The sequence below is a fragment of the Janthinobacterium sp. genome (genome assembly GCF_031995485.1).
GTDB lineage: Bacteria > Pseudomonadota > Gammaproteobacteria > Burkholderiales > Burkholderiaceae_D > Janthinobacterium.
The window spans coordinates 22,516-34,187 of sequence record NZ_DAMAGB010000036.1; the positions used below are offsets into that span (position 1 = coordinate 22,516).

The window sequence follows — 11,672 nt, forward strand, 5'->3', positions numbered from 1 at the left end:
TCTTCCGTAGCGCTGCCTACAGGAACAGCGAGGCGGCGATTGCCCACATCACCAGCGCGATAATGGCGTCGAGCACGCGCCAGGCCACCGGTTTCGCAAACACGGGCGCCAGGTAGCGCGCGCCAAAGCCCAGCACGAAGAACCACAGCGCCGAGGCCATGATGGCGCCGCCGGCAAAGTAGAAGCGGCCGCTGCCTTCATGCTGGCCGCCAATCGAGCCGAGCAGGATCACCGTGTCGAGAAACGCGTGCGGGTTCAGCAGGCTGAACGCGAGCGCCGCGCCGATCACGGCCCAGTAGCCCTCGGGCGCCTTGGCGGTCGAGGCCGTCAGGGCGGCGGGACGCCAGGCCGATTTCGCCGCGCGCAGGCCGTAGGCGATCAGAAACGTGGCGCCGCCGGCCTTGGCCCACAGCAGGAAGTTCGGATTGTTGGCAATGACCGTACCCATGCCGGCCACGCCGGCCGAAATCAGCAGTGCGTCGCACAGCAGGCAGACCAGGATACAGGTCAGTACATAATGGCGTTTCAGTCCCTGCTTGAGCAGGAAGGCGTTTTGCGTGCCAATGGCCACGATCAGGCTGGCGCCGAGGCCCATGCCTTTCAAGAAGATTGCGCTATCCATGGTGATTTCCTTGTTGTTGCTTTCCTCGCGCGCGCAGCCGCCCACGCCCGGCCGGAACACGCGCGGCGGGCTGTAAAAGGTAGAAGGACAGTGGGCGGCGGCAGTGCCAGCAGAGCCGCGCGCGGAGGAAGTTGTTACCCTAAGCCATCATTTTACGGTGCGACGCAACATAAGTATAATGAATGATTCTAACCATATATAAGAGATACTTATGCGCGTAGTCGACTACCGCGGACTGGCGGCGCTCGATGCCGTGATCGGCCTGGGCAGCTTTGAAAAGGCGGCGCAGGCGCTGGCGATCAGCCAGCCAGCCGTGTCGCAACGCATCCGCACGCTGGAAAACCTGGAAGGCACTTTGCTGGTCATCCGCAGCCATCCGCCGCTGCCGACGGAAGCAGGCCAGCGCCTGATCGCCCACTACCGGCAGGTGAAGCTGCTGGAAGCGGCGCTCGACGCGCAGCCGGGGCCAACTACCCTCCTGCCCGAACTGGCGATCGCCGTCAATGCCGACAGCGCCGCCACCTGGATCGCCGAAGCGCTGGGGCCGCTGTTGACGCCGCCGTCGTGCCTGCTCGATATCCGCCTCGACGACCAGGACCACACGCTGAGCCAGCTGCGCGAGGGCCGCGTGTTTGCCTGCGTCACCAGCGCCACGGATCTCGTGGCCGGCACCACCGCCACCCCGCTGGGCCGCATGCGCTACCTGTGCGTGGCCTCGCCCGCGTTTGCCGCGCAATGGTTCGCCGACGGCTTCACGGCAGAAGCGGTCGGCGCTGCCCCGGCGATTACCTTCGGCAGCAAGGATGCGCTGCACGAACGCTATCTGGAACACCGTCTCGGCTACACGGGGCGCTATCCGCATCATGTGCTCGGTTCGGCGCGCGACTTCGTGCGCTTTATCGAAGCGGGCTATGCGTATGGCATGGTGCCGCTGCTGCAGGCGGAAACGGCGTTGGCTGCCGGCAAGCTGGTCGACGTGGCCGCCGGCGAAGCGCTCGATGTGCCGTTGATCTGGCATGCCTGGGATATCCAGACGCCGCTCACGCGCACGCTGTCGGACGCCGTGATCGCCACCGCCCGCAAATGGCTGCTGCAGCCATGAGCGGCGAGTTCAGCAGTGTGCGCCCCCTGCCCCGCCTGGCCTACACTGGAGCCAACATGACAAACAAGGCGGTCCCATGAGCATTGCGCGCTATACCTTGTTGAGCCTGCTCGTCGCCGGGCTGGTCGCCTGCTCGCCGCTATCGGCCCTGAATGCGCTGTCGCCCGGCGCTGCGTCGCAGGTCAGCGCCAACCTGCCCTACGGACCGTTGCCACGGCAAAAACTCGATGTCTATGCGCCGAAAAACCATGCGGGACTGTCGCCGGTGGTGGTGTTCTTTTATGGCGGCAACTGGAATTCGGGCGAGCGGGCCGACTATGCGTTTGTCGGCCATGCGCTGGCATCGCGCGGCTACGTGGCGGTGATCGCCGACTACCGGCTCTATCCGCAAGTGCACTACCCGGAAATTTTGCAGGATGCGGCGCGCGCCGTGGCCTGGACAGCGCTGGAAGTGCGGCGCTACGGCGGCGACCCCACGCGCCTGTTCGTGATGGGCCATAGCGCGGGTGCCTATAACGCGGCCATGGTGGCGCTGGACGCCAGCCTGCTGGCGCGCCACGGCATGCGGCCGCAGGACCTGCGCGGCTGGATCGGCCTGGCCGGACCCTACGATTTCCTGCCGGTCGAAAACATCAACACCCGGCCGGTATTCTTTTTCCCCGACACGCCCGCCTCCTCGCAGCCGATCCATCACGTGACGCCTGACGCGCCGCCGGCCCTGCTGATCGCACCCAAACCGGGCAAGGACAGCCTGGTCAATCCGCAGCGCAATACGGGCGGGCTGGCCGCTGCCTTGCGCACGGCGCATCGGCCCGTGACGGAACAGTATCTGGACGGCATCAATCACGTCACCCTGGTTGCCTCGCTGGCGGCGCCGCTGCGCATGCTGGCGCCTACGCTTGACAGCGTCAGCGCATTTATCGACGACCATGCGCACGCCCATGCCGCCGCGACAACGGCACCGGCTGTGCAGAAAGAAAAAGCGCCCGTTCAGTAAAGAACGGGCGCCATGGCGCAGCAAGGCTGGCGGACTGACTCAGGGCTGTACTGCCATGACGGGTCTCGGTCCCCGCGCAGTCAGTTCAGCCCCGGCCGGCTTACTCCTTGCGGCTGCTGGTTTTGCTGCCGGACGACGACGTGCTGCTGGCCGATGGCGTGCTGCTGGGGTTGCTTTCGGCGCTGCCCGACTGCGAACTGCCCTGGCCGGCGCTTTGCAGGCTCTGGCCTTCGCGGCCCTGGGCGCTGCGCTGGTCGCGGCTGTAGCCGTTGCCGTTCTGGAAGCCCTGGAACGGCTCGGCGATGCGCTGCATGGTTTCCTGCTGCTTGCGGATATTTTTTTCCGTTTCTTCCGATGCCGTGCGCGCCACTTCTTCGGCCAGTGCCTTGGCCGTGCGGCTGGTTTCCGACACATGCTGCTCGGCGACGTTGGCCAGCTCCACCTGGGTGTCGGCGGCCAGGCGCGACAGTTTCTGCTGATACACACGCAGCTGCTCGGCAGCCGGCTGGCCGGAGGCGGCGGCAACCTGCAGCGTATCTTCCGGACGGTCGACCGTCAGCAGGTTCTGGGCAGCGATGGTGGTTTCTTCCAGCAGGCCTTGTGCCAGCTGCACGTTCAGGTCGCTGATCTGCTGTACCGAGCGGAACAGCGATTTCGAGATGCCGTTAAAAAACGACAATTGGGCTTCCAGATGGTTTTTGGCGGCAGGGGTGACATTACGCGAGTATGGATACATGGAGTTTCCTTATTAAACGTGACGTTGGGATAAATACCGATGCTGCTCGATGCGACATCAGGCGATACGCGAAAAACATAGCCGACTGGTGGACAGATGCTTTGCAACGCGAGCCCCAAGACTACGTGAGCACCACTGCGCAGGGATGATATGGATCAAAGGTACGCAGGGCTGCGCAGAAAACTTATTGAAAACGCCCGCCGTTGGCAAGCGTCAAAATTGAAGGTAGAAAATTATGCGGGCCAGGAAGGAACACCCGGCAGCACACGCACATAGCCCTGGCGCCGCAGCGACGCTTCCAGCCAGCGGTTGCCATACCAGCCGCGCGCCATCAGGTAAGCGAGCTGGGCGCCCGCCACCAGCAGCAGCGTGGCATCGAACTCGTGGCCGGTGGCCAGCTCGCTGCCCGCCGACAGGGCCAGGTCCAGGCACAGCATGGGCAGCAGCCACCACCAGCGGCGCTTGGCGACCGCCCACAGGGGGCCGAGGAAAAAGGCGGGCCAGGAAAAGCCCGCATTCACATACGCATAGCGGCCGGTGCCGTCCGCGTACAGGGTGCTGCCCGGTTTCATGCCATCCCTGGGATTAGCGCAGATTGCCGGTGTGACCCAGCGAATAGCGGCCCGGCTGCGGCCAGACGGTCAGGCCGTGCGGCTCCTGCCCGACTTTTACGGTCGAGACAGCGCCGCCGGCCGTGTCGATGCGGTACACCACATCGTCGAACCGGCCCGACAGCCACAGGTATTTGCCGTCGGCCGAGACATTGCCCATGTCAGGGCTGCCGCCGCCCGGGATCACCCATTGGGTCACCACTTTTTCGGTGGCGAAGTCGATCACGCTGACGCTGCCCTTGCCCTTGCGCTTGCCATGGATGCGGTGCGTGCCGCGGTTGGCCACGTACAGCTTCTTGCCGTCGCGGCTCGGGTACAGGCCGTGCGCACCGACGCCGGTCTGGATAAAACCGATTTCCTTGAGCGTGGCGCCATCGACGATGTGCACGCCGTCGGCGTCCATGTCGGCGATAAAGAATTTCTTGCCGTCCGGCGAGATGCGTATGTCCTGCGGCATGCCTTTCTTGACGCTGCAGATTTCATTGGCCGGGCCGCCGACCGGACCGGACTCGGCAAAGCGCTTGGTCGGCATCTGCAGCTTCAGGTAGCCTTCCACCTTGCGGCCCACCAGGTCGATCTTGGCGATCGTGCCGTCGAATTCGCAGGTGAACACGGCGTAGCGGCCGTCGTTGGAAAAGTCGGCATGGTTGATGCCGCCGCACTGTGGCGTGTCGATCGAATACTGCACCGCCATCGTCTTCGGATCCCTGAAGTCCAGGCGGTGGCGCGCTTCGGCCACCACGATGGCCGACTTGCCGTCCGGCGTGTAGTACATATTGTAGGGATCGTCGACCGGCACTTCCTTGCCCGGCTTGCCCGTCAGCGGATCGATCGGCGTCAGGCTGCCCTTGTCGGTGCGCTCGGCGTTATTGGCCACCCACAGGGTGCGCAAATCCCACGCCGGCACCACGTGCTGCGGGCCGCTGCCGACCTTGAACTTGTCGACCACTTTCAGGCTTTCCTGGTCGATCACATACACGTCGTTCGAGCGCAGGTTGGGCACGTACACGCGCGGCAGATGGTCCTTGACCACGGCGCTCATGTTCGATGGGCCGATGCTGCCGTAGACATTTTTCGGGTCGGTCAGGGCCGGCATGCCGGGCAGCGGCGAATAGGCAGCTGCGGCGGCAGGCGCCGGTACGGGTGCTGCCGCGCCGATAACCTGGCTGGCCACGCCCAGGCCGGCCAGTGCGGCGGCCAGGGCGGAAACGGTGACGATGGTGCGTCGCTGGAGTATTTTCATGGTGGGTTCGCGTGTTTTCGTTGCAAATGCCGGACGCTGCTGGCGCCCGGATGGAAAATTATTTGTGCTGCAGCAATTGCCTGATGGCCGCCACCGACGTGTCGACCTGCAATTTGACGCCGATCTGGCCGAGCTCGGCAGTGGCCCGCGTGGCGTCGCCGCGCACGCCATCGGCCACGCCCGGCTTCGCGCCATGCGCCATGGCGTCAGTGCGCACCAGCGACGGATCGGTCGCCAGCATCAGCGCCGCATCCGCCAGGCCCGCATGCAGGCCGATTTCGGCAGCGCTGAAACCGCGCTTCTGCAGCTCGGCGATAAATTTGGCCTGGGTAATGTCGTAGTAGTCGAGCAAGGCCCAAGCGCGGGCATCCTTGCCGGCGCTTTTGGTCCAGGCCCGGTTCAGCTTGGCAGCGACATTCTGCTCGTTCTTCTGGTAGCCGCCATGGTCACCGAGGAAAATAATGTCGCGGAAACCATGCTGGCGCAGGCTGGACGCCGTGCCTTCCAGCACAGCCTCGAAGGCGGCCGGCGGTATCGAAATGGTACCCGCGTGGCGCATATGGCCAGCCGGCGGCGAAATACTGCCTTCCGGCACATAGGACACGACGGGCGCAACGATGGTATTGCCGAGCTTTTGCGCGATCTGGCGCGCCAGGATGCCGGCGCGCACATTGTGCTTGCCCAGCGCAATATACGGGCCGCTCTGCTCGACGCCGCCGATCGGCACCAGCACGGTGGTGGCGCCATGCGCGATGCGGTCCTGCAATTCTGTGCTGGTCAGTTCTTCCAGCACCACGCTGGACGATGGCGCAGCCACGGCGGGAGCCGTCAGGCAGGACAAAGGCAGGGCAAGGGTCAGGGCGAGCAGGCAGGCGCGGGGCGCGGGAGGCAGGCGGTACTGCAAATTCATCATCAAACTTCTTTCCGTGGTCGTCAGGCGTGACAGCAACCCTGGCGAGACCAGGCAAGCTGGCTGCCACGAGGAATTGTATTCCATCATGACACGAACGGCACGTTAATTTGAAAGTGTTTGGTGCGAATTGACTACAGGCAAAATTTGAACCCGGAAGCAAAATCCGGGGTCAGTCCTTCGGATCGTCAAGCATCCCACCGGGATGCTTGACCCCGTCGGGTCGGACGCCGGCAGTTTCGCTGCCGGGTTAACAAAATGGCTATGTCATCGCAAGACGTGGGAACGTGCTGGATTTGCTGGAATCTAAACAATCAGTTATTTTCTTCCAGGAGCATGCAATGAACGCCTCCCAGTGGCAACTGTTTCGCAAGCAGCTCACGCAACTGTCACAGCGCCAGCGTGTTATCAGCAGCGACTTGTTGCGCGACGGCGCGTCGCAGGACGCGAACATTACCGTGATCGAACAAGCGGCACAGGCGCATTTGCATTGCCCAGCTTGCCATTCGACACATTTTCACCGGCATGGCCATGCCAACCAATTGCAGCGCTATCGTTGCGTCCCCTGCGGCAAAACCTTCAACGCCTTGAGCGGCACGCCGCTGGCGCACCTGCGCCACAAGGAACGCTGGCTGGCCTATGCCGGCTGCATGCTGAACTCGTTTTCCGTGCGCAAGGCGGCCGAGCAAGTCCAGGTACATCGCAACACCAGCTTTCGCTGGCGTCATCGTTTTCTGTCGCTGGCCAGGACCGACCGGCCACACTGCCTGCATGGCATCGCCGAAGCCGACGAGATGTATGTGCTGGAGTCGCAAAAAGGATCGCGGCACCTGACGCGTCCGGCGCGCCGGCGCGGCGGCAAAGCGAGGCAACGCGGTATTTCAAACGACCACGTCTGCGTGCTGGTGGCGCGCGACCGCACCGGGCAAACCGTTGACTTCGTCTCAGGCCCGGGGCAGCTGACCAAGGCGAAATTGCACAGTTGCCTGCCCCCCGTGATCGACCGCGACATCCTGCTGGTCAGCGATGGCCATCCGGCCTATCCCGTGTTTGCGCGGGAGGCTGGCATCTTGCATGAGGCGGTGAATCTGCGGGCCGGCATCCGGGCGCGGGGCGCGATCCACGTGCAAAACGTCAACGCCTATCACAGCCGTCTGCGGCAGTGGCTGCGCCCGTTTCATGGCGTGGCAACACGCTACTTGCCCAACTATCTGGGCTGGCGCTGGATACTCGACGCCAGGAGGATCTTGTCGCCCGAAAGCTTGCTCAGGGCCACCTTGGGCATGTTCCCCCATCTGTCGGTGACATAGCCAACAAAATCAAGCCAGCAAGCGCTGCTCCGGCGCGCGGCGCGGCGTTGCTGCCGGCGGCAAGCCACCGGCCACGCTCAGCTTGCGTCCGCCGGCGTCGCCGCGCAGGCGGAATACCGCCACCACATCGACCAGTTCCACGGCACGGTCCTGCAGCGAAGCGGCGGCGGCGGCGGCCTCTTCCACCAGTGACGCGTTCTGCTGGGTAACCTGGTCCATCTGCGAGATGGCCTGGTTGACCTGCTCGATGCCGGCGCTCTGTTCGTGGCTGGCGTTGGCGATCTCGCCCATGATGTCGGTCACGCGCTTGATGCTGGTGACAATTTCTTCCATCGTCGCGCCGGCCTGGTCGACCAGCACGCTGCCCGTATTGACCTTCTCGACCGAGTCTTCGATCAGGCCCTTGATTTCCTTGGCCGCCGCTGCGCTGCGCTGGGCCAGGTTGCGCACTTCGGTGGCCACCACGGCAAAGCCGCGGCCCTGCTCGCCGGCACGCGCCGCTTCCACGGCCGCGTTCAGCGCCAGGATATTGGTCTGGAAGGCAATGCCGTCGATCACGCCGATAATGTCGGCGATCTTCTTCGCCGAGGCGTTGATCGAGCCCATGGTGCCGACCACCTGCGCCACCACGGCGCCGCCCTTGCTGGCCACTTCCGAGGCCGACACGGCCAGCGTATTGGCCTGGCGGGCGTTATCCGTGTTCTGGCGCACGGCCGAGGTCAGCTCTTCCAGGCTGGACGCGGTTTCTTCCAGCGACGAGGCCTGCTGTTCGGTGCGTACCGACAGGTCCGCATTGCCGGCGGTAATCTGGCCGGCGGCCACGCTGACCGTATCGGCCGAAGTGCGCACGGTGGCGATCACTTCGACAATGCGTTCGAGGAACTGGTTGAAGGCGGTGGCGGTGCGGCCCACTTCGTCCATGCGCTCGACCGGCATGGAGGACGACAGGTCCAGCGTGGCGCTGACGCGCTCCAGCGTCGACTGAATATTGCCCAGGCCGCCGCTGATGGTGCGGTAGATGTGCCAGGCCAGCGTACCGGTCAGCAACACTGCGATAGCCAGCACGGCCAGCATGGTGTTGATGGCCGTGTCGTAGGCGGCCAGGCTTTCGGCCTTGACGTCCGACACCAGCTTGTTGTTGTAGGCGATATGATCATCCAGGCTTTTCTTGGCGGCGGCGGCCGTCAGGGCCAGTGGCGTGCCGGCCAGCAAGGTGGCGCGCACAGCTTCGAGGTCGTCCGCATAAGCGGCGGCAAAGAACGGCACCAGCGCGCGGCGATAGGCTTCCATCGCAGCCTGGTCGGCGTCGAGCATCTTGCGGTCGGTTTCATCGTAGATGCGTTCGGCACGGTATCGGGCGATCTGGTCGTCGAAATCCTTGTTGGCGGCGGCCAGCGCCTTGTCCAGCGCGGTCTTGTCGGCCAGGTTCGAGAACACCGACAGGCGGTAGCCCGCCAGGCGCGAATCGGTCAGGGCAGCCTTGGCCGCATTGAGCCCCTGGATGCTGGGAATGATGCGGTTCTGGACGGTATCGAAACGCTCCTGGGAGCGCTTGAGCTGGATGGCGCCGCCGGCGCCCAGCAACAGCAGGGCCAGCAAGGCGATGGTCAGGGTCAGAATTAATTGCTTGGTGATATTCATGATGTGCTCGGCATTGAAGCGGAGTTAGTGGGGTCAATAAGGTTGTGAGTGAATGTAATAACGTGAAACGTCAGGCAGCCAGTGCCGCTTCCTGCGTGCGGTGCAGCAATTCGCCGTGTTCAGCGCAAAACGCCGCGCCCGCCTTGTAGCCCACGTCGAACAGCAGTTTCATGTTCGAATTGGACCAGTCCAGCGTGTCGGGCCAGTGCTGCTCCGGTATGCCGCCCATCAGGTCGAGTTTCAGCAGGCGGCGCTTGGGCTGGCCCGTGCGGGCGTCCGTGTTGTGCTCGAGTTCGAACAGGCGCAGTTCGGACTTGGAAATCTTTACCAGCGGCGTGATGATGGAGCGCACCCAGGCGTCATACAGGTTGCGCGGTTTGCGCAGCAGGCGTTCATCGCCGAGGATATCGAGGATGACCAGGGTATCGGCATCGTGATGCTCGCCCTTGCCTTCGATAAACGGGTCGAAATTGAGGGTATCGAGCGCCGCGCCTTCGATAAAGTCGCTGCCGGCGATCGTGGTCGGCGCATACAGGAACGGGAACGACAGCGCCGCGCGCACGTGCTCGGGACCGATCTCGTGCTTGCCCCAGTTCTGCATGCGGTGTTCGGTCAGGTTGTAGGCGTTGATGTAGAACTGCGGCCGCATGGTTTTCACGCCCGAAAAATCGACGGCTTTTTCCAGGAACGGCAGATGCGCGCACAGGCCCAGGCTTTTCGACGACAGGTCCGACGGCGACAGCGACGACAGCATCAGCTTGCCCCAGTCAGACCAGGCAGTGGGTGCACCCGCAAACGTTTGCTTGAATGCCTGCACAAACGGGTTGCTCGCTGGTGGCTGGAACACATCGCGGAAGGTGCTGGCCTGCATGCCGGGCTTCTGGAAAATCTTGTAGTTAATCGGGATCATCTTGTAGATGCTGTCGGCCACGCCGGTATCGGCCCAGCTTTGCAGCGCCTGGCGCGGCGTCGCCTCGTGCGGCGTGGTGTACAGCAGGCCCATCAGTACACCGGCGCCCGATGCCGAGATAACGTCGAACTCCAGCCCTGCGTCGACAAACGCGGCCAGCGCGCCGGCGATCAGGGTGGAATTGGGGGCGCCGCCGCCCAGCAGCAGGCCGGTCTTGCGGGCCGGCCGCACCGTTGCCGAAGCCATGCTCACCGCTTCTGCTTTATTGACTGATTTCATGCACACTCCTCGATGATGGAGCGTACTGCGCCCCTGGATGAATGATCGCTTGTTTGATATAGCTCAAAGCTGCTTCACTATTCCCGCAGAACAATGTTGCAAAATGAGATATTAAATTAACATAAATAAATTCCACATGGCAATTTAGTTAACGTATAAGCGATATTCAGCAACCCCATAAGCAGGCAGCATGCGGCTTGCCGGTGTTGCGGTGCAACAAAAATAATTGTAAAAATCTGCCAATAAGTGTTGCTACATAGAAAATATGACAATATTTGCGCAGGCGGCGGGCTGGCGCTGATTGCAGCGTTATGGCCGGCCGGAAAACTGCAGATGGGCACACAGAAAATCGACAAACACGCGCAGGCGCGGCGACAGATGGCGGCTCGACGGCCACAGCACCCAGAACTTGCTGGCGGTGCGCAGATACGGCTGCAGCACGGGCTGCAGTTCGCCGCGCGCAACGGCGTCGCTGACGATAAAGTCGGGCAGATAGGCCAGGCCCACGCCCTGGCTGGCGGCGCCGATCAGCGCTTCGATATTGTTGCAGGTGAGCGCCGTGCGCAGCCGCAGTTCGGGCGCGCCCTGCCCTTCGTCCAGTTGCAGCAGCCAGTCCTGCAGTTTGCCGGTGCTGGGAAATTTATAGCGCACGCAGGCATGCGATTCGAGCGCGCGCGGAACCTCCGGCACGCCATGGCGGGCAAGATAGCTTGGCGAGCCGACGATGGCAAACCCGAACGGTCCCAGTTCGCGCGCCATCAGCCGTGAGTCCGTCAGCGTGCCGCTGCGCACGGCCACATCGATGCCCTCGGCCACCACATCGACCAGCCGGTCATTGAAATCGAGATCGAGTTCGATCTCGGGATACTGGCGCGTAAACTCGGCCAGCAGCGGCAGGATGATGCGGTAGCCGATCACGGGCAGGCTGACCCTGAGCTTGCCGCGCGGCGCCTCGGCCAGGTGCGACAGCTCCGCCTCGGCGTCTTCGATATCGGCCAGGATGCGCTGGCAGCGCTCGTAGAACAGCGCGCCTTCGTTGCTGAGGCTGATGCGGCGCGTGCTGCGGTTGAGCAGCCGCACGCCCAGCTTTTCTTCCAGCCGCGCCACGCTTTTGCCGACCGCCGAGGCCGATACCCCGAGCCGGCGTCCCGCTGCCACATAGCTGCAGGTTTGCGCCGCATGCACGAAGGCGGCAATGCCATTCAGATTGTCCATAGGCTTGATTGGGGAATTTTTGTCCGCTATTAGAGGATTTTCAGCTACTTTTTAAGCGATTCAAGCCATCCTATCATTGAATTCCCACTTTCAGGA

At 63.3% G+C, this 11,672-nt stretch carries 11 protein-coding genes; 3 read left to right on the forward strand and 8 right to left on the reverse strand.

What is annotated here, in order from left to right:
• Positions 1 to 16: 16 nt before the first annotated feature.
• Positions 17 to 622: a LysE/ArgO family amino acid transporter gene (locus RTQ46_RS18655; RefSeq protein WP_312438939.1), complete on the reverse strand. Its 606-nt coding sequence runs from the start codon at positions 620 to 622 to the stop codon at positions 17 to 19.
• A 211-nt stretch (positions 623 to 833) separates the two neighbouring features.
• On the opposite strand from RTQ46_RS18655, the gene RTQ46_RS18660 reads away from it, so the two are divergent.
• Positions 834 to 1,724 carry a LysR family transcriptional regulator ArgP gene (locus tag RTQ46_RS18660; RefSeq protein ID WP_312438941.1) on the forward strand — a complete coding sequence of 297 codons (891 nt, stop codon included), beginning with the start codon at positions 834 to 836 and terminating at the stop codon, positions 1,722 to 1,724.
• 76 nt (positions 1,725 to 1,800) lie between these two features.
• Entirely contained in the window at positions 1,801 to 2,721 is a 921-nt protein-coding gene (locus RTQ46_RS18665) for an alpha/beta hydrolase (RefSeq protein WP_312438942.1), read from the forward strand.
• A gap of 100 nt (positions 2,722 to 2,821) precedes the next feature.
• On the opposite strand, the gene RTQ46_RS18670 is transcribed toward RTQ46_RS18665, so the two are convergent.
• The 4 genes from RTQ46_RS18670 to RTQ46_RS18685 form a co-directional block, all read right to left on the reverse strand.
• A complete protein-coding gene (locus RTQ46_RS18670; protein WP_312438943.1) occupies positions 2,822 to 3,457 on the reverse strand; it encodes a phasin family protein in 636 nt (211 codons plus the stop codon).
• 233 nt (positions 3,458 to 3,690) lie between these two features.
• On the reverse strand, positions 3,691 to 4,029 hold the full coding sequence (locus tag RTQ46_RS18675; protein WP_312438945.1) for a DUF2628 domain-containing protein: 339 nt from the start codon (positions 4,027 to 4,029) through the stop codon (positions 3,691 to 3,693).
• Positions 4,030 to 4,042: 13 nt separating this feature from the next.
• The gene (locus tag RTQ46_RS18680) at positions 4,043 to 5,311 is read right to left on the reverse strand and encodes a YncE family protein (RefSeq protein WP_312438947.1); all 1,269 of its coding nucleotides are present in this window, start codon (positions 5,309 to 5,311) and stop codon (positions 4,043 to 4,045) included.
• Between the two features lie 58 nt (positions 5,312 to 5,369).
• Positions 5,370 to 6,224: a creatininase family protein gene (locus RTQ46_RS18685; protein WP_312438948.1), complete on the reverse strand. Its 855-nt coding sequence runs from the start codon at positions 6,222 to 6,224 to the stop codon at positions 5,370 to 5,372.
• Positions 6,225 to 6,562: 338 nt separating this feature from the next.
• On the opposite strand from RTQ46_RS18685, the gene RTQ46_RS18690 reads away from it, so the two are divergent.
• Positions 6,563 to 7,531: an IS1595 family transposase gene (locus tag RTQ46_RS18690; RefSeq protein WP_312438950.1), complete on the forward strand. Its 969-nt coding sequence runs from the start codon at positions 6,563 to 6,565 to the stop codon at positions 7,529 to 7,531.
• A gap of 9 nt (positions 7,532 to 7,540) precedes the next feature.
• On the opposite strand, the gene RTQ46_RS18695 is transcribed toward RTQ46_RS18690, so the two are convergent.
• From RTQ46_RS18695 to RTQ46_RS18705, 3 genes are all read right to left on the reverse strand, one after another.
• Positions 7,541 to 9,172, reverse strand: a complete 1,632-nt coding sequence (locus tag RTQ46_RS18695) for a methyl-accepting chemotaxis protein (RefSeq protein ID WP_312438952.1) — start codon at positions 9,170 to 9,172, stop codon at positions 7,541 to 7,543.
• A gap of 70 nt (positions 9,173 to 9,242) precedes the next feature.
• Positions 9,243 to 10,361 carry a patatin-like phospholipase family protein gene (locus RTQ46_RS18700; RefSeq protein ID WP_409518353.1) on the reverse strand — a complete coding sequence of 373 codons (1,119 nt, stop codon included), beginning with the start codon at positions 10,359 to 10,361 and terminating at the stop codon, positions 9,243 to 9,245.
• Positions 10,362 to 10,670: 309 nt separating this feature from the next.
• Positions 10,671 to 11,576 carry a LysR family transcriptional regulator gene (locus tag RTQ46_RS18705; protein WP_312438953.1) on the reverse strand — a complete coding sequence of 302 codons (906 nt, stop codon included), beginning with the start codon at positions 11,574 to 11,576 and terminating at the stop codon, positions 10,671 to 10,673.
• Positions 11,577 to 11,672 lie beyond the last annotated feature (96 nt).

Bases quoted from the DNA above. Each gene is read 5' to 3' on its own strand.
- RTQ46_RS18675 (WP_312438945.1), bottom strand. From the start codon at position 4,029: ATGAAACCGGGCAGCACCCTGTACGCGGACGGCACCGGCCGCTATGCG.
- RTQ46_RS18705 (WP_312438953.1), bottom strand. From the start codon at position 11,576: ATGGACAATCTGAATGGCATTGCCGCCTTCGTGCATGCGGCGCAAACC.
- RTQ46_RS18665 (WP_312438942.1), top strand. From the start codon at position 1,801: ATGAGCATTGCGCGCTATACCTTGTTGAGCCTGCTCGTCGCCGGGCTG.
- RTQ46_RS18670 (WP_312438943.1), bottom strand. From the start codon at position 3,457: ATGTATCCATACTCGCGTAATGTCACCCCTGCCGCCAAAAACCATCTG.
- RTQ46_RS18660 (WP_312438941.1), top strand. From the start codon at position 834: ATGCGCGTAGTCGACTACCGCGGACTGGCGGCGCTCGATGCCGTGATC.
- RTQ46_RS18695 (WP_312438952.1), bottom strand. From the start codon at position 9,172: ATGAATATCACCAAGCAATTAATTCTGACCCTGACCATCGCCTTGCTG.
- RTQ46_RS18685 (WP_312438948.1), bottom strand. From the start codon at position 6,224: ATGATGAATTTGCAGTACCGCCTGCCTCCCGCGCCCCGCGCCTGCCTG.
- RTQ46_RS18680 (WP_312438947.1), bottom strand. From the start codon at position 5,311: ATGAAAATACTCCAGCGACGCACCATCGTCACCGTTTCCGCCCTGGCC.
- RTQ46_RS18655 (WP_312438939.1), bottom strand. From the start codon at position 622: ATGGATAGCGCAATCTTCTTGAAAGGCATGGGCCTCGGCGCCAGCCTG.
- RTQ46_RS18690 (WP_312438950.1), top strand. From the start codon at position 6,563: ATGAACGCCTCCCAGTGGCAACTGTTTCGCAAGCAGCTCACGCAACTG.
- RTQ46_RS18700 (WP_409518353.1), bottom strand. From the start codon at position 10,361: ATGAAATCAGTCAATAAAGCAGAAGCGGTGAGCATGGCTTCGGCAACG.